17 protein-coding genes are annotated in these 15,773 nt (G+C 60.6%); 8 read left to right on the plus strand and 9 right to left on the minus strand.

What is annotated here, in order from left to right; all coding sequences use genetic code 11:
* Window positions 1-111 precede the first annotated feature (111 nt).
* From panD to dksA, 7 genes are all read right to left on the minus strand, one after another.
* Entirely contained in the window at window positions 112-498 is a 387-nt protein-coding gene (panD, locus tag ABD806_RS17230) for an aspartate 1-decarboxylase (RefSeq protein WP_425583171.1), read from the minus strand.
* Window positions 499-524: 26 nt separating this feature from the next.
* Entirely contained in the window at window positions 525-1,370 is an 846-nt protein-coding gene (gene panC, locus ABD806_RS17235) for a pantoate--beta-alanine ligase (RefSeq protein WP_344960049.1), read from the minus strand.
* Between the two features lie 9 nt (window positions 1,371-1,379).
* A complete protein-coding gene (gene panB, locus ABD806_RS17240) occupies window positions 1,380-2,174 on the minus strand; it encodes a 3-methyl-2-oxobutanoate hydroxymethyltransferase (protein ID WP_344960051.1) in 795 nt (264 codons plus the stop codon).
* 12 nt (window positions 2,175-2,186) lie between these two features.
* Entirely contained in the window at window positions 2,187-2,675 is a 489-nt protein-coding gene (folK, locus tag ABD806_RS17245; protein ID WP_344960052.1) for a 2-amino-4-hydroxy-6-hydroxymethyldihydropteridine diphosphokinase, read from the minus strand.
* A complete protein-coding gene (gene pcnB / locus ABD806_RS17250; RefSeq protein ID WP_425583172.1) occupies window positions 2,672-4,003 on the minus strand; it encodes a polynucleotide adenylyltransferase PcnB in 1,332 nt (443 codons plus the stop codon). Before pcnB ends, folK begins: the two co-directional genes overlap by 4 nt.
* 120 nt (window positions 4,004-4,123) lie before the next feature.
* Window positions 4,124-5,029, minus strand: coding sequence for a tRNA glutamyl-Q(34) synthetase GluQRS (gene gluQRS / locus ABD806_RS17255; protein WP_344960053.1), 906 nt, complete (start codon window positions 5,027-5,029; stop codon window positions 4,124-4,126).
* Between the two features lie 16 nt (window positions 5,030-5,045).
* Window positions 5,046-5,498 carry an RNA polymerase-binding protein DksA gene (gene dksA, locus ABD806_RS17260; protein ID WP_116475713.1) on the minus strand — a complete coding sequence of 151 codons (453 nt, stop codon included), beginning with the start codon at window positions 5,496-5,498 and terminating at the stop codon, window positions 5,046-5,048.
* A gap of 283 nt (window positions 5,499-5,781) precedes the next feature.
* Here dksA and sfsA point away from each other — a divergent pair, with 283 nt between their 5' ends.
* Window positions 5,782-6,486, plus strand: a complete 705-nt coding sequence (gene sfsA / locus ABD806_RS17265) for a DNA/RNA nuclease SfsA (RefSeq protein WP_344960054.1) — start codon at window positions 5,782-5,784, stop codon at window positions 6,484-6,486.
* Here sfsA and thpR read toward each other — a convergent pair.
* A complete protein-coding gene (gene thpR, locus ABD806_RS17270) occupies window positions 6,483-7,007 on the minus strand; it encodes an RNA 2',3'-cyclic phosphodiesterase (RefSeq protein ID WP_344960055.1) in 525 nt (174 codons plus the stop codon). The genes sfsA and thpR overlap by 4 nt on opposite strands.
* A gap of 64 nt (window positions 7,008-7,071) precedes the next feature.
* Between thpR and hrpB the strand changes: the two genes are divergently transcribed.
* The 3 genes from hrpB (at window position 7,072) to ABD806_RS17285 (ending at window position 12,494) form a co-directional block, all read left to right on the plus strand.
* Window positions 7,072-9,507, plus strand: coding sequence for an ATP-dependent helicase HrpB (hrpB, locus tag ABD806_RS17275; protein ID WP_344960056.1), 2,436 nt, complete (start codon window positions 7,072-7,074; stop codon window positions 9,505-9,507).
* A 2-nt stretch (window positions 9,508-9,509) separates the two neighbouring features.
* Window positions 9,510-11,846 carry a penicillin-binding protein 1B gene (gene mrcB / locus ABD806_RS17280; RefSeq protein WP_344960057.1) on the plus strand — a complete coding sequence of 779 codons (2,337 nt, stop codon included), beginning with the start codon at window positions 9,510-9,512 and terminating at the stop codon, window positions 11,844-11,846.
* Window positions 11,847-12,071: 225 nt separating this feature from the next.
* Window positions 12,072-12,494 (plus strand): VOC family protein, encoded by a 423-nt coding sequence (locus tag ABD806_RS17285; RefSeq protein WP_344960058.1) that lies wholly within the window; start codon window positions 12,072-12,074, stop codon window positions 12,492-12,494.
* A gap of 2 nt (window positions 12,495-12,496) precedes the next feature.
* Here the strand turns inward: ABD806_RS17285 and hemL are convergent, their stop codons facing one another.
* Window positions 12,497-13,783 carry a glutamate-1-semialdehyde 2,1-aminomutase gene (hemL, locus tag ABD806_RS17290; RefSeq protein ID WP_344960059.1) on the minus strand — a complete coding sequence of 429 codons (1,287 nt, stop codon included), beginning with the start codon at window positions 13,781-13,783 and terminating at the stop codon, window positions 12,497-12,499.
* A 164-nt stretch (window positions 13,784-13,947) separates the two neighbouring features.
* On the opposite strand from hemL, the gene ABD806_RS17295 reads away from it, so the two are divergent.
* Genes ABD806_RS17295 through ABD806_RS17310 form a run of 4 tightly spaced genes read left to right on the plus strand, consistent with a single transcriptional unit; the run spans window position 13,948 to window position 15,742 of the window.
* Window positions 13,948-14,580 (plus strand): DUF6776 family protein, encoded by a 633-nt coding sequence (locus tag ABD806_RS17295; RefSeq protein ID WP_344960060.1) that lies wholly within the window; start codon window positions 13,948-13,950, stop codon window positions 14,578-14,580.
* Between the two features lie 55 nt (window positions 14,581-14,635).
* A complete protein-coding gene (erpA, locus tag ABD806_RS17300; RefSeq protein ID WP_344960061.1) occupies window positions 14,636-14,980 on the plus strand; it encodes an iron-sulfur cluster insertion protein ErpA in 345 nt (114 codons plus the stop codon).
* Between the two features lie 8 nt (window positions 14,981-14,988).
* Window positions 14,989-15,306: a glutaredoxin family protein gene (locus ABD806_RS17305; protein ID WP_344960062.1), complete on the plus strand. Its 318-nt coding sequence runs from the start codon at window positions 14,989-14,991 to the stop codon at window positions 15,304-15,306.
* Between the two features lie 4 nt (window positions 15,307-15,310).
* Window positions 15,311-15,742, plus strand: coding sequence for an HIT domain-containing protein (locus tag ABD806_RS17310; RefSeq protein ID WP_344960063.1), 432 nt, complete (start codon window positions 15,311-15,313; stop codon window positions 15,740-15,742).
* The last annotated feature ends 31 nt before the right edge of the window (window positions 15,743-15,773 follow it).

Raw genomic sequence — 15,773 nt, forward strand, 5'->3', positions numbered from 1 at the left:
GCCGTCCGTGTCTAGTCCTGTAAAGGTGTAAACCTTATTCAGGACGGGATACCATTAACAAAAAGGCAGCCATCTGGCTGCCTTTGTCCTTTTCCCGTGGGGAAGGGGCAATCAGGCCAGCTGCAGGGGGATATCCTTGCTGGTGCGCACTATGTTGTTTTCCGCGTCCAGATACACCAGGCTCGGCTTGTAGCCGGCAATCTGCTGTTCTGTCATGGGGGCGTAGGCGCAGATGATGATGCGATCGCCGACGGCGGCCTTGCGGGCGGCGGCGCCGTTCAAGGAGATCATCTTGGAGCCTCGTTCGCCAACGATGGCGTAGGTATGGAAGCGCTCGCCATTCTCGATGTTATAGATGTCGATCTGCTCGTATTCGCGGATACCGGCCGCATCCAGCAGGTCCTGATCGATGGCACATGAGCCTTCGTAGTTCAGCTCGGCGTGGGTGACGCGGGCCTGATGCAGTTTGCCCCTGAGCATAATGCGTTGCATATCCATCTTACTTCTCCGTATTGCAAAAGCCCTTATAGGGGCACTACCTGGTTATCTATCAATCTGGCCTTGCCCAGATAGGCGGCCATTAAAATCACCACGGCCCGGCTTCGCTCCGTGATGGGATTCAGGGTATCCGCATCGACGATGTCTATGCCGTCGGTATGGAAACCCGCCTGATCCAAATGCAGACTGGCGGCCGCGACCAAGGTCGCGAAATCCCGTTCGCCGGCCTGGATCCGCTCCGCCAGCCGGCGCATGGTGGCGGCCAGCTCGGGCGCCTGGCTTCGCTCCTGATCGCTCAGGTAACCGTTACGCGAGCTCAGGGCTAGGCCGTCTTCGGCCCTGACCGTAGGGACCCCTAGGATCTCCAGCGGCAGATTCAAATCTGCGGTCATTTTACGGATCAAGGCCAGCTGCTGGTAGTCTTTTTCGCCAAAACAGGCCAGATCCGGCTGAACCAGGTTGAACAGCTTGCAGACCACGGTCGCTACCCCCCTGAAGTGCCCGGGCCTGAGGGCGCCTTCAAGTACATCGGCGATGCAGGGCACATTCACGGTCGTCTGCTGGGCCTGGCCTTGGGGATACATCAGCTCGGGGGTAGGGGTGAACACCAGATCGGCCAGCCCGGTGAGCCGTTGGCAATCCTGCTCTAGGGTACGGGGATAGGCGGCCAGATCGGCGGCCCGGTCAAATTGCAGCGGATTGACAAAAATACTGACCACCACCCGCTCGCAACGCGCGCGCGCCTGCTTAACCAGCTCGATATGCCCCTGGTGCAGGTTGCCCATGGTGGGCACAAAGCCGATGCGTTCGCCTTGGCGGCGGTATTGGCCGATGATTTGTCTCAACTCGGCGATGGTATTGACCAGCTGCATCTTGGTTCCTTAACTAAAGCTGTGCTCGGGGCCGGGGAAACGGCCGTCGGCCACCTCGGCTACGTAAGCTTCAATCGCCGCCTTGACGTTGCCGCTTTCGGCCAGAAAATTTTTGGTGAATTTCGGCACATAGCCGGAGGTGAGTCCCAGGGCGTCCTGCATCACTAGCACTTGGCCGTCGGTATCGGGGCCGGCGCCGATGCCGATTACCGGGATATGCAACAGCCGGCTGACCTCGGCGGCCAGTTGGCTGGGCACGCATTCCAGCACCAGCAGCTGGATGCCGGCCGCTTCCAGGGCCACGGCCTGGCGCTTGATCTGCTCGGCCTGCTCCGCCTTGCGCCCCTGCAGCTTGAAGCCGCCGAAGACATGCACCGACTGGGGCGTCAGCCCCAGATGGCCGCAGACGGGGATGCCCTGGCGGGTCAGCTGGGTGACGGTTTCCGCCAGCCATTCGCCGCCTTCCAGCTTGACCATATGGGCGCCGGCGCGCATCAGGGTGGCCGCACCGGCGCAGGCCTGCTCCGGTGTGCTATAGCTCATAAATGGCATATCGGCGACGATGAACATTTTTTCACTACCGTTAGCAACACAGCGTGTATGGTAGGCGATATCGTCCACGCTGACCTTGAGAGTATTAGTCTCGCCCTGCAGCACCATGCCGAGGGAATCGCCGACCAGGATGGCATGTACGCCCGCCTGTTCGAATAACTTGGCAAAAGTCGCATCATAGGCGGTGATCATGGCGATTTTGTGACCGGCCTGTTTCATGGCCAGCAGCCGGGCTGTGGTTATCTTGCTCATCTTGCTTTCCTGTTACTGCCCTTGCAGGCAGGTCATATCATTGGCTGGGCAGGTCAATAATAATTGGCTCAGGGCGGTACCGCAGGGCAGTACCAGATCCGGGGCCAGATCGGCCAGGGGATAGAGCACGAACTCCCGGGTTTTCATACCGTAATGAGGCAGGGTCAGGCGCTCATCGGTCAGCACCAGATCGCCGTACAGCAGGATGTCCAGATCCAGGGTTCGGGGACCCCAGCGCTCATCCTTGCGTTCTCGCCCATGTTCCAGCTCGATGGCCTGCAAGGCATCGAGCAGCCGATGGGGCTCCAGCCGGGTGTTAAAGGTCGAGACGCCATTGACATAGGGTGGCTGATCCTGCGGCCCCATCGGGCGGCTTTGATAGAGGGGCGAATGGCGCAGGCTGCCGGGTTCGGCCAGCGTATCCAGTGCCGTCTGTGCCGCCCTTATCTGGGCCAGTGGGTCGCCGAGATTGGCGCCCAGGGCCACGAACACCCGGGTCACGCTTCTTTTCTCCGGCGAGGATGGCGGCGGGGCCGGCGGCGTTTGGGTTTGGGCTTGGCCGGTTCATGGTCGGATACGGCCTGATGGTCGGATAGATCCGCATGCCGTGGCTGCGGCTTGACCGGGTTGTCCTGCTGGAAGTCGGTCCACCATTCGGCCAGCTCCTTGAGTCGGGGATCCAGCTCTGCCCGCAGCAGCAGGAAGTCGTAGCCGGCGCGGAACTTGGGATGTTCCAGCAACCGGTGGGGACGCTTGCCGGCCCGTTTGGGCAGGCGCTCCTGCAATTGCCAGATATCCCGCACCACGGAGCTGAAGCGCCGGGGGATGGCCACTGTTTTCACCTGACGGCCGATGACATCGTCGCAGGCCAGCATAAAGGCATCGTAGTAACCCAGGCCGCCGTCGTTGACAAACTCCTGGGTGCGGGTTTCTACCGGCCCCCATAACAGGGCGGCATACAGGAAGGCAGGCGTGACCCGCAGATCCTGGGCGATACGTTCATCGGTATTGGCCAGGGCCAGTTCGATAAAGCGGCCATAGCGGTTGTTGCCCTTGCCCATGACCTCGGCGGTTTCCGGGAACAGTGGGGCAAACAGGCCGTAATGGTGCAACTGCTTATAGGTTTCCAGGCCTTGGCCGGCGAGGAACAGCTTGAGGGTTTCTTCAAACAGCCGGGCGGGGGGAATATCGGCGAGCAACGGCGCCAGGGTCTTGATCGGTGCTTCGGTGCGCGGGCTGATGCTGAGCCCGAGCTTGGCCGAAAAACGCACGGCCCTGATCATCCGCACCGGGTCTTCCCGGTAGCGGGTTTCGGGGTCGCCGATCAGCTCCAGCCGGCGGGCATCAAGGTCTTGCAGGCCGCCGGCAAAGCCGAGCACGCTGAAATCGGCGATGTTGTAATAGAGGGCGTTGACGGTAAAGTCCCGCCGTTCGGCGTCTTCCTCTATGGTGCCGTAGACATTATCGCGCAGCAGCATGCCTTCGGCAGACTGGGCAGAGATATGTTTATTGGTGTTGACCTGGTGGTGATGGCCGCGAAAGGTGGCGACTTCAATCACCTCCCGGCCGAACAGCACATGGGCCAGGCGAAAGCGGCGACCGACCAGACGGCAGTTGCTGAATAAGTGCTTGACCTGCTCGGGAGTGGCGCTGGTGGCGACATCAAAATCCTTGGGCGAACGGCCCAGCAGCAGATCTCGCACACCGCCCCCGACCAGATAGGCGTCATAGCCCGCCTTGTTCAGGCGATAGAGTACCTTGAGGGCGTTCTCACTGATTTGTTGGCGCGAAATATTATGTTCGGCGCGCGTCAGTACCACGGGTTGCAAAGGCAACGCCTCCTGTTGTCGGGTCAGCAGCTTTTTACAAAAGCTGGCAATCTGGGAAAAAATAGGACACCTCGCAAGGCCTTAAGCTAAAAAATCGGCGCCCTATAATAGCGCAGGGCGCTAAAAATGCGAAATATCCGCACGATTCAGTTCTATCTTGGCCTGCACCGGGATGGCGGCTTGGTTCCAATGAGCCAGGCCCCAGTCGAGCAGGAGGCCGGGCTCGGCCCCCTTGAGCCCGGGCGGCGGTTGCTGGCCAAGAAAGTGCAGAGCCTGCCACAGCTGGGCCCCGGCACGCTTGCTATCCAGGCCGGGTGCATGGTTCTGCTTGGATAATTTATGGCCGGCGGTCACCGCCAGCGGCAAATGCAGCCAGCCGGGCTCGGGAGCCTGCAACAGCCGGTAAAGGGCTATCTGGCGCACCGTGGGCTCCAGCAGGTCGGCACCGCGCACCACTTCGGTGACGCCCGCATCCCGGTCGTCGATCACCACCGCCAGGTTGTAGGCATATAAACCGTCCCGACGGCGAACGGTGAAGTCTTCTTCTGCCAGCGGCCCGGGCACCTGGATATGACCCTGCAGCCGATCATCGAAGCCATAGACAGGATTGTCCATCTTCAGGCGAATGGCGGCGCCTTTGGGTGGGCGATGGCGGGTCCGGCAATGGCCCGGGTAGAAGCCCCCGGCCTCGCTGATCGATTTGCGGCTGCAGTGGCAGCAATAGGTTAACCCCCGGCTGGCCCAGTCATCCAGTACCGCCTGGTAATATTGATAACGCCGGCTTTGATAGACAGGGGGGCCATCCCAGTGCAGGCCGAAGTCATCCAGGGTGCGCAGGATGGCATCGGCGGCACCCGGTACTTCCCGCGGTGGATCCAGATCTTCGATACGCAGCAGCCACCGCCCCTGGTGGGCTTTGGCCTGCAGATAACTGCCGAGGGCCGCAACCAGGGAGCCGAAATGGAGGGGACCGCTAGGGGAAGGAGCAAAACGCCCTGTATAGCGGTTGGGCGTGGATGCTGTCATAGTGGGTCAGGCCGGTTTAGTAGCCGGCCATCTGCTTTTCCTTGATTTCGGCCAGGGTTTTGCAATCGATACACAGATCGGCGGTCGGCCTGGCTTCCAGTCGGCGGATGCCGATTTCCACGCCGCAGTGCTCACAGAAACCAAAATCGTCATCGTCGATCTTCTGCAGAGTTTTCTCGATCTTCTTGATCAGTTTACGTTCCCGGTCCCGGGCCCGCAGTTCAAGGGCGAATTCCTCTTCCTGGGCAGCTCTGTCTACCGGGTCGGGGAAATTGGCGGCCTCATCTTTCATATGGCCAACGGTGCGATCAACTTCTTCACGCAGCTGATTGCGCCAGGCACCCAGAATTTTACGGAAGTGCGTCTTCTGCACCTCATTCATGTATTCTTCGTCGGGCTTGGGCTGATAAGGCTCGACGCCGGCGATCGCCAGAATACCCAGAGATTTTTTGGTTTCGACTACTGGCATTCCGTATCTCCTAACTATGCAATGTTGCGCCAACCAAATTTAAGAAGCGGCTATCTATACCAGAAAGCATGTTAACAAGGCAATTTTGCAATGTGATTTCTGTCATCGGCCGTCGTTAAATACGACATTCGCCGCTTCTTGGGTCCGGAACCTGAGGCCGGTACCTTGGCACCTTTTTAGTAAGACCTCCATATGGGGGCGACGGTTTCGCCTTTCAAGCACTGGTTGCCATGAATAAATACTGGTTACCATGGCAGTCTATTAATGAACTATAGGTACAATTGTGCAGTTTTCCTCTTCTTTACAGCCAGCCCGGCTGATCCACAGATATAAACGCTTCCTGGCCGACGTGACCGTGCAGGGAAATACCCTGACCCTGCATTGCCCCAATACCGGAAAAATGACCGGTTGTGCCGAGCCGGACAGCCTGATTTACTTCTCGACATCGAATAATGCCAAGCGTAAATATGCCCATACTTGGGAGTTGACCAAGACGGCGGCGGGCGACTTTATCTGTGTCAATACCGCGCGGGCCAATGAGCTGGCGGCGGAAGCCCTGGCCGGCGGCGATATCCCCGAGTTTGCCGGCTACCATCAGATACAGCCGGAAGTGCGTTATGGTCAGGAGGGGAGTCGCATAGATTTCTTGCTGTCGGCCGGGAGCAAGCCCGATTGCTATATAGAAGTGAAAAGTGTGACCCTGCTGGAAGGGCAGGACCGGGGTTATTTTCCCGACACCGTCAGTGTGCGGGCGCAGAAGCATGTGCGGGAACTGATCGCCTGCCGGCAGGCGGGATACCGGGCGGCGATCCTGTTTTGCGTGTTACATACGGGCATTGAGCGGGTCAGCCCGGCGACGCATCTGGATCCGGACTATGCGGCCTTGCTGTCCCGGGCGGTGGCGGCCGGGGTGGAATGCCTGGCCTGGCAGGCGGAGATCAGCCCCCGGGGCATGCGCCTGGTACGGCCGCTGCCATTCACTCTCTAGCGGGTGGCCAGCTTCCAGCTGTGTACAGACTCATAACTTGGACCTTCTCTGGTTGTCTGGGAGGCGTAGAGGACAAGCCGGTCCGGTTGGTAATGGATGGGGGGGAGGGCGGGCAGGCGGCTGGCCGACGAGGTGTGACGGAACAGGCTGATATGGGGGTGAAAGCCTGTGCGGGAGGCGTCCAGTCCCAGTTCCTGAATGCCCAGTTCCGCCTGCCCGGCCAGGGTAATCAGCGGCTCGGGGATTTGGGTTGGACCGAGCCAGAGCACCTTGGCCCGGCCAAAGCAGCCCAGCTTGTCCAGCTCCAGGCTGAAGGCGACGAGGGGCAGGCGGTCCACCATCTGCTCCACCTGCGCCTGTTGCGCGGCGCCCAGTTCGCCCAGGAAGCGTAAAGTCAGGTGGAACTGTTCAGGCGGGATGCGACGTCCGGGCAGGGCCAGGCGGTCTTGCAGCTTGAGCAGAGGCCGTCTCAGCTGGTCGGCCGGGAAGGCCAGAAACAAGCGCTGTGTAGATTTCGGCATCCGGATAGTCCTTTGGCGGTGCTTTTGGCACAATATAGTCGTCTTTACCCATGCAGGTAACCTTGTGAGTCAGCTACCCATCATCGCCGCCCTGCCCCAGTTGGAGAAAGCCCTGGAGGCATCCCAAATCATAGTCGAAGCGCCGCCCGGCGCCGGTAAGTCCACCTGGCTGCCGCTCTGGATGCTGGAGCGGCCCGGACTTGAGGGCCGTATTATCATGCTGGAGCCCAGGCGGTTGGCGGCACGCAGCATAGCCCATTATCTCGCCGCCCAGCTGGGTGAAGAAGTGGGGCAGCGTATCGGTTACCGGATGCGGGGTGAAAGCCGCTGCGGTGCCCAGACCCGGCTGGAGGTGGTGACCGAGGGGGTGATGACCCGCATGCTGCAGACGGATCCCGAGCTGACCGGGGTGGCCATGCTGATCTTCGATGAGTTCCATGAGCGCAGCCTGCAGGCGGATCTGGCCCTGGCCTTTGCCTTGGAGTGCCAGGCGCTGCGGGATGAGCTGAAGATAATGGTGATGTCCGCCACCCTGGATGGCCTGGCCCTGGAGCGCCTGCTGCCCGATGCCCGGCTGGTGGTAAGCGAAGGCCGCAGCTTCCCGGTCGATTATCTGTACCTGCCCCGCAACCAGCAGTCGCCCCTGGCCGAAAGCATGGGCCGGGCCATCCTCACCGCCCTGGAACAGCATGGCGGCAGCCTGCTGGCATTTTTGCCCGGAGAACGGGAGATCCGCGATTGTGAGCAGTGGCTGGCCCCGCGGATCTCAGATCCGATTGAACTTAGGCCCCTGTTCGGGCGTCTGACCCTGTCCGAACAGCAGGCGGCGATAGTGCCGGCGGCGGCCGGCCGCCGCAAGGTGGTGCTGGCGACCAATGTGGCGGAAACCTCGCTCACCATCGAAGGCATCAGCCTGGTGGTGGACTCGGGCCTGGAACGCAGGGCCCAGTTTGACCCCCAAAGCGGGGTGAGCCGTTTGCTGAGCCGGCAAATCGGCCTGGCATCGGCAACCCAGAGGGCCGGGCGGGCCGGCCGGCTACAGGCGGGAGTCTGCCTGCGGCTATGGAGTCAGGAGCAACAGGCACGATTGTCTTCCCGGCGCCCGGCGGAGATAGAGCAGGCCGATCTGGCCGGTTTTTTGCTGGAGTGCATCGCCTGGGGAGCCGAGCCCGGGGCATTACCCCTGTTGACACCACCGCCGGAGCCCCTGCTGGCGGCAGCCAGACAACAGCTGACCGCCCTGGCGCTGATCACCGGGCAAGGCCAGCTGACGGCGCTCGGACGCCAGGTCTGGCAGTTGGGGGCCGAGCCCTGGCTGGGGCATTTGTTGCTGTGCGCCCGGCAATGGCAACAGCAGGGGCGGAGCGGTGCCCTGGCCGATGGGGTCTACCTGGCCTGCCTGCTGGAAGAAGGCAGGCTGCAGCCGGGCCCCCTTTCGGGCCAGGTATTGGCCCGAAAGGGGGCGCTGAAGGGGGCGGCCGAGCGTTGGTTTAAACGTTTGCAGGCATCGCCCGGCCAGCCCAGCGGCCAGTATATGGGGCTGCTGCTGGCCAGTGCCAGACCCGACTGGATAGCCAAGGCGCGCCAGGACCGGCGCTACCAGCTGGCCGGCGGCCTGAGCGCCGACCTGCCCCAGGGCAGTACCTTGCAGGGAAAGCCCATGCTGGCGGTGGCGGCCCTCAGCCAGTCTCCCCGGGGGCTGTTTATCCAGGGGGCCGAGCCGGTCGAGCTGGCGGCGTTGCAGCAATGTCTGCCGGAGCACTTCACCACCCGGGAGGCGCTGCATTGGGATGCGGAGGCAAATCGGGTGCGGGCCGAAAAGCAGCGGTGTCTGGGGCAGTTGATCCTGCAGCGCACCCCGCTGACGGATATCAGCCCCGAGCAGAAAGCCGAGTGCCTATTAGCTGAAATCCGCAGGCGCGGCTGGCAAGGCTTGCCGCTGGATGAGGTTGCCCGGCAAGTCTGGTTCAGATTGAAGCTGGCCGGACAGAAATTGGCCGACCAAGGCTTCGCTCCCTGCGATGAAGACACCTGGCTGGCCGAGGCCGAAAGCTGGCTGTGGCCTTATCTGCAGGGCCTGAGCCGCTGGGATGAGCTGTCCCGGCTGGATTGGGCGGGGATCTTAAAAAGCCGGCTGGACTGGTCACAACGGCAATTGCTGGATACCCTGCTACCCAGTCACCTCAGTCTGGCGACGGGAACCCGGGCCGAAATCCGTTATCGGGAACAGGAGGAACCGGTACTACCGGTACGGTTACAGGAAATGTTCGGCCAGTCCAGCACCCCCGAGTTGGCCAGGGGGCGGGTGGAACTGGTGCTGGAGCTGTTATCGCCGGCTCGCCGGCCGTTACAGATAACCCGGGATCTGGCTGCCTTTTGGGCCGGCTCCTATCGTGAAGTTCAAAAGGAAATGAAGGGGCGCTATCCCAAGCATGTATGGCCCGATGATCCGGCCAATACCGCCCCGACCCGGCACACCAAGAGACAGATGAAACACTGATTATGGCAAAACAGAGCAGAACCAAAAAATCAACCAAGAAGCCGGTAGCGAAACGCCGCTCCTGGTGGGGATTATTCATCAAACTCGGCCTGGTAGGGGCGGTGTTGATGGGCGTGTTCGGTATTTATCTGGACGGCAAGGTCAAGAGTCGCTTCGAAGGCCAGAAATGGGCCTTGCCGGCACTGGTATACAGCCGTCCCCTGGAGTTGTTTCCCGGGCAAAAGCTGTCTTACCAGCAGATGCTGCGCGAATTGCAGATGCTGAATTACCGCAAGGTAGGCGATCCGACCCGGCCCGGTGAATATTCGGCCGCGAACAACCGTATCGAAGTCCATCGCCGGCCGTTCAATTTCGCCGATGGTCCGGAAGAGGCGCGCCCGATTGCATTGACCTTTGAGGGTCAACGCCTGAAAAAGATGCAGAATGCAGAGAATGGTCGCGAACTGGGGTATGCCCGCATGGATCCGGTGCTGCTCGACCGACTGAATGTAGAAAAAAGGGAAGATCGCCTGCTGGTCCGGCTGGAACAGGTACCGCCCTTGCTGATCACCGCCCTGCTGACGGTGGAAGACAAGGACTTTTACCAACATGATGGGGTGTCGCCGCTGGCCATACTGCGGGCCCTGGTGGTGAATATCAAGGCGGGCCGCACCGTACAGGGGGGCAGTACCCTGACCCAGCAGCTGGCCAAGAACTTTTTCCTGACCCAGGATCGCAGCATCTGGCGCAAGATCCAGGAAGCCTATATGGCGGTGATCATCGATTTCCGCTACAGCAAGGATGAAATCCTCGAAGCCTATCTGAACGAAGTCTACCTGGGACAGAATGGCAGCCAGGGCGTCTATGGCTTTGGCCTGGCCAGTTATTTCTACTTTGGCCTGCCGCTGGGCGAGCTGACCGCCGATCAGGTGGCGCTGATGGTGGCCCTGGTCAAGGGACCCTCTTTCTACGATCCCTGGCGTAATCCGGAGCGGGCCAAGGAACGTCGTGATCTGGTGCTGCGCCTGCTGGCCAACGAGGGCCATATCGACCGTGACACCTACGAGCAGGCCAGCGACGCGGCCTTGCAGCCGATCGAGCGGGGCCGCATGGGCTATGGCCGCACCCCGGCGTTTATGGGGCTGTTGCGCGAGGAATTACGCGAGCGCTTCGGCGCCGAGTTTCTCAGCCAGTCGGGGATAAAAATATTCAGCAGCCTGGATCCCATCGCCCAGCACGCGGCCGAGCAGGCGGTGCAGGAGGAGGTCAAGCGGCTGAAGGCTAACACCAGGCGTGACGATCTGGAAGCGGCGATGGTAGTATCCAACTGGCGCAAGGGAGAGGTCAGTGCCCTGGTCGGCGGGGCCGATCCCAGCTTTGCTGGCTTTAACCGGGCGCTGGCGGCACGGCGTCAAATCGGCTCGCTGATCAAGCCGGCGGTCTATGCGGCGGCGCTGGCCAACGGCTATACCCTGGCCAGCCCGATCAAGGACGAGCCCATTACCCTGCGTAGCAACGGCGGACAGGTATGGAAACCCAATAACTATGATCGCAAGTTCCGTGGCCAGGTGATGCTGATCGATGCCCTGGCCAAGTCGCTGAACGTGCCGACGGTGAACCTGGGCATGTCCATCGGGCTGGACAAGGTGGTTGATAACCTCAAGCGGCTGGGGGTTCAGCAGCCGATCCAGGCCTATCCCTCCCTGATGCTGGGAACCCTGGAGCTGACGCCCTATGAAGTCAACCAGATGTACCTGACCCTGGCCAACCAGGGACTGTACCAGCCGTTGACCTCCATCCGGGCGATACAGGACGAGCAGGGCGAGCTTATCTATCAGCATGCGCCGACTGCCACTCAGGTAATGGAGCCGGAGGCCGGCTATCTGGCCCTCTATGGCATGACCAAGGTGGTCGCCAATGGCACCGCAGCTCATCTGGCGGCCCGCTTCCCCAACCGGGTGATGGCAGGCAAGACAGGCACCACCAATGATCTGCGTGACACCTGGTATGCGGGGCTCGACAACGAAGAGCTGGTGACCAGCTGGATAGGCCGGGACAATAACGGCGTTACCGGACTCACCGGCTCCAGCGGCGCCCTGCGGGTGTATAGCCGCTACCTGGACGAGCGGGGCGTCGATTCGCTCGAGCTGACGGTGCCGCCCGGCATCGATCAGGTTAACTTTGCGGTACAGGATGGGGTGCCGGCGGATCCCCGCTGTGAGCAAACCCGGTTGTTACCGGCCGAAGCGGCGCGCCTGTCGGGAGTGCGGGATTGTTACCAACAAAGCCCCATTCAACAGGGGACATTCGAGCAGCCGGTCAGCGATTGGTTAAGGGATATCTTTAATTTCGCCCGTTAACCCCTCTTCATCATGCTCTTCGGATCGGTCTGCTACCGTCGGAAGGGCATGGTGATACTCACCCCAGCATGTTTTCCTCCGCCGGTTCACAGGGTACCGTCTGGATACCGGCAATGAGATCCTTTTGTATCCTGTTCTCTTCCGTTCGCCCTCTTTATCGGCTCAATCGAGGTTAAATAGCCAAACTCTGTATATGCTGATGAATAGGAACATGGAGGATGTGTCATGTTTTACTTTCATCATGTGACCCTGAGTGTGCGTGACCTGTCGGTTGCCGAAGGGTTCTACAAGGGGTTGGGCTTTGAGCCGGTATACCGCTGGCAGGACGAGGCCGGCAGTTTGCAGATCTGCCATCTGCGTCTGGGGCAGGCCTTGCTGGAGCTGTATTGTTTCCGGCCCGAAGATGAGCCCGAGTTGTCGGTTCCTCCCTGGGCCAGTGGCTTCCGGCTGGGATTGAGGCATTTTGCCTTGCAGGTGGATGATCTGGACAAGGCGCTGGACGCCCTGTACGGAACGGGGATGCTGGTCGACAAGCCATCGCCGGTAAAGGGACAAACCTGTAGCCGCTATGTGTTTATTCTGGATCCGGACGGAAACAGCGTTGAGTTGCTGGAAGGACCGCTGGTGGAAATCCAGCGGCCCGAGTGAGTTTAGCCCTTCAGGGCCGCAAACGCCTTGTCGGCGGCGGCCAGGGTATGGGCGAGCTCCTGCTCGCCATGGGCGAGGGACATAAAGCCGGCCTCAAAGGCACTGGGTGCCAGATAAACGCCTTGCTCCAGCATCAGATGGAAGAAACGCTTGAAGGCCTCCAGATCGCAGCGGGTGACCTGCTCGTAGCGGCTGATGCTTTTCTCTTCGGTGAAGAAAAAGCCGAACATGGCCCCGACCCGGTTGGTGGTAAAGGGTATGCCATGTTTGTCGGCGGCGGCCTGTAAGCCGTCCACCAGTGCCTGGGTTTTGGTATTGAGGGTTTCATACACGCCTGGCTTGGTGATTTCACCCAGGGTGGCGAGGCCGGCAGCCATGGCAACCGGGTTGCCCGACAGGGTGCCGGCCTGGTATACGGGACCGGTCGGTGCCATATGCTCCATCACCTCTCTGCGGCCACCGAAGGCCCCGACCGGCATGCCACCACCGATCACCTTGCCGAGGGTCGTCAGGTCCGGTTTGACGTCGTAGTGGGCCTGGGCCCCCCCCAGCGACGCGCGGAAACCACACATTACTTCATCAAATATCAGCAGGGCGCCGTATTGATCGCAGATCTCCCGCAGGCCTTGCAGGAAGCCGGGCTCGGGCGGAATACAGTTCATATTGCCGGCCACCGGCTCGACTATGATACAGGCGATCTCCCGGGGGGCGGCGGCGAAGGCGGCCCTGACCGAGCCCAAATCGTTAAAAGTGCAGGTCAGGGTGTGCTTGGCGAAATCGGCCGGTACCCCGGGGGAATTGGGCTGGCCCAGGGTGAGGGCACCGGAGCCGGCCTTGACCAGCAGGCAATCCGCATGGCCGTGGTAACAGCCCTCAAATTTGACGATCTTGTCGCGGCCGGTAAAACCGCGGGCCAGACGGATGGCGCTCATGGTGGCTTCTGTTCCTGAGTTGACCATGCGTACCTGTTCCATCGAGGGCACCAGGCGTGACACCAGCTCGGCCATGTCCACTTCAACGCCGGTCGGGGCGCCATAGCTCAGGCCGCGTTCGGCGGCATCGATAACCGCCTGGCGCACCACCGGGCTGTTATGACCAAGGATCATGGGGCCCCAGGAGCCCACGTAGTCTACATAGGACCGGCCGTCCACATCATATAGGTAGGCGCCGTCGGCCCGCTCGATAAAGAGGGGGGTGCCGCCGACACCGCTAAAGGCACGTACCGGTGAGTTAACGCCACCGGGGATCAGTCGCTGTGCTTTGGCAAATAAATCGTCAGACTTGGACATTTCAAGACATCCTTTGTAATAGGGTACAGACTGAAGGCAGGTCAGCTGCCGGGTGTCAGGACTATAACAAAAAGCGGCTCATACTAGAATCCGACCATCAGGCTGGTAGTGGCTATGGCTAATTTGGCACAATGTGGCTTCATATGTTGTGGGGAAGGGGCTCGATGAAAAACAATATGTTGGCCAGATGGCTGACCTATTCATTGCTGGCGAACCTGTTATTAGCCATAGCCGCAGGCTACCTCTGGTTGCGCTATCAGGATAGAGGGCAAGCCCTGTCGGCAGTACAACGGCAGGAGGCCGGCACCCGGCAGGCCTTGCTGCAGGGCCAAGTCGAGTATCAGGCCTTGCTGAGCGCCCAGGGCAGCCTGCAAGCCCGGTTGCTGGAGCAGGACAAGCTGCTCGCCGAACAGGCCCAGCAGTTGGTGTTATATCGACAGGTGCTGGCACCGGGCGGGGCACAAGAGCTGATGCTGACCGAGGGCGAGATTACGTCCCTGCCGGATACGGGCAAGTTCCTGTTCCGTCTGGTGCTGTTGCAGCCGGAGGGAAAGGGGGGCAGGATCACCGGCCGGGCCAGGATCAGGGTGCAAGCGAGGCAGCAAGGTGAGATAGTGGCTCTGAGTGAACAAGCTCTGGGGTTGGCGCCGCTGCTGCTGGACTTCCAGTATTTTCAGATCCTGACCGGCAACCTGCAGCTACCGGCGGATGCCGAGGGACGACAGCTTGAGCTATTGCTGGAGCTGGATGGCCGGGGCAATAAAACATTCAGGCTGGCATGGCCGGGCAATACTTGAACTGATTACTCGGGTATTAGATAATTTTGGTCGACACCATATAAACGAGGTTGTGATGAGCGATGCAGTACCCTTGCCGATCCAGATGAGTGATTCGGCAGCAAACAAGATCAAGGCCCTGATCCTTGAGGAAGAGAATCCCGAACTCAAGCTCCGGGTCTATATTACCGGTGGGGGCTGTTCCGGCTTTCAGTATGGCTTCACCTTCGATGAGAAAACCAACGACGGCGATACCATAGTCGAAAAAAACGGCGTTATCATGGTGGTGGATGCAATGAGCCTGCAGTACCTGGTGGGCGGTACCGTCGATTATATTGAAGGCCTGGAGGGCTCCCGCTTCCTAGTGACCAACCCCAACGCAACCAGTACCTGCGGTTGTGGTTCCTCGTTCTCTGTCTAAGGCGACTTATGTCTTTGTTCGATTGGTTTAAGGGCGATGCCAATGCCGGTGGCAGCTTGCCCCGGGTTGCCGATGCCGGGCAGCTGGCCCTTTATCAAAAGCCCTGGTGTCCCTATTGCCAGCGGGTCAAGGCGGCGATGGCCAATCTGGGTCTTGAGCTGCAGGAATTCGATACCAATGAGTCCGAGCACCTGCAGAGCCTGCTGGCCGGTGGTGGTCAGCGTATGGTGCCTTGCCTACGTATAGAAGATGAGCAGGGCAACTATCACTGGTTGTATGAGTCGATGGACATTATCGCTTATCTGAACACCCGCTTCGGAGCCTGAGTCCATGGCCGAGTTTGTGCTGCATCCGCAATTGCAGGCCGATACCCTGGTATTGGGCGATCTGCCGCTAAGTCGGGTACTGCTGGCCAGGGACAGCCGCTATCCCTGGTTGATCCTGGTACCTAAACGGAACGGTATCAGGGAGATCCACTGGTTGACGGCGGCAGAGCAGGGGCAGCTGATCAAAGAATCCAGCGCCATTGGTGGGCTGATGGAGCAATATCTCACCCCCGACAAGATTAATGTCGCAGCCCTGGGGAATGTGGTGCCTCAGCTGCATCTGCACCATGTCGCCCGTTTTCGCTCGGATGCGGCCTGGCCGGGCCCGGTCTGGGGCCAGCATCCGGCCCTGCCCTATACCGACGCCGAGTTAGCGCAAACAGCCGGCCGGTGGCAGAGCTGGCTGGCGGCGCTGGCTGACTTTCGCCTTGGCTAACCACCAGTCCCAGCTTCCTCGGTCATGAACG

The organism is Zobellella aerophila (genome assembly GCF_039539325.1).
GTDB classification, from domain to species: domain Bacteria; phylum Pseudomonadota; class Gammaproteobacteria; order Enterobacterales; family Aeromonadaceae; genus Oceanimonas; species Oceanimonas aerophila.

What these genes read in the sequence shown, in the direction of transcription:
- panD (WP_425583171.1), bottom strand. Translation starts at nt 498, where the DNA reads ATGGATATGCAACGCATTATGCTCAGGGGCAAACTGCATCAGGCCCGC.
- panC (WP_344960049.1), bottom strand. Translation starts at nt 1,370, where the DNA reads ATGCAGCTGGTCAATACCATCGCCGAGTTGAGACAAATCATCGGCCAA.
- panB (WP_344960051.1), bottom strand. Translation starts at nt 2,174, where the DNA reads ATGAGCAAGATAACCACAGCCCGGCTGCTGGCCATGAAACAGGCCGGT.
- gluQRS (WP_344960053.1), bottom strand. Translation starts at nt 5,029, where the DNA reads ATGACAGCATCCACGCCCAACCGCTATACAGGGCGTTTTGCTCCTTCC.
- dksA (WP_116475713.1), bottom strand. Translation starts at nt 5,498, where the DNA reads ATGCCAGTAGTCGAAACCAAAAAATCTCTGGGTATTCTGGCGATCGCC.
- thpR (WP_344960055.1), bottom strand. Translation starts at nt 7,007, where the DNA reads ATGCCGAAATCTACACAGCGCTTGTTTCTGGCCTTCCCGGCCGACCAG.
- mrcB (WP_344960057.1), top strand. Translation starts at nt 9,510, where the DNA reads ATGGCAAAACAGAGCAGAACCAAAAAATCAACCAAGAAGCCGGTAGCG.
- ABD806_RS17285 (WP_344960058.1), top strand. Translation starts at nt 12,072, where the DNA reads ATGTTTTACTTTCATCATGTGACCCTGAGTGTGCGTGACCTGTCGGTT.
- hemL (WP_344960059.1), bottom strand. Translation starts at nt 13,783, where the DNA reads ATGTCCAAGTCTGACGATTTATTTGCCAAAGCACAGCGACTGATCCCC.
- ABD806_RS17295 (WP_344960060.1), top strand. Translation starts at nt 13,948, where the DNA reads ATGAAAAACAATATGTTGGCCAGATGGCTGACCTATTCATTGCTGGCG.
- erpA (WP_344960061.1), top strand. Translation starts at nt 14,636, where the DNA reads ATGAGCGATGCAGTACCCTTGCCGATCCAGATGAGTGATTCGGCAGCA.
- ABD806_RS17305 (WP_344960062.1), top strand. Translation starts at nt 14,989, where the DNA reads ATGTCTTTGTTCGATTGGTTTAAGGGCGATGCCAATGCCGGTGGCAGC.
- ABD806_RS17310 (WP_344960063.1), top strand. Translation starts at nt 15,311, where the DNA reads ATGGCCGAGTTTGTGCTGCATCCGCAATTGCAGGCCGATACCCTGGTA.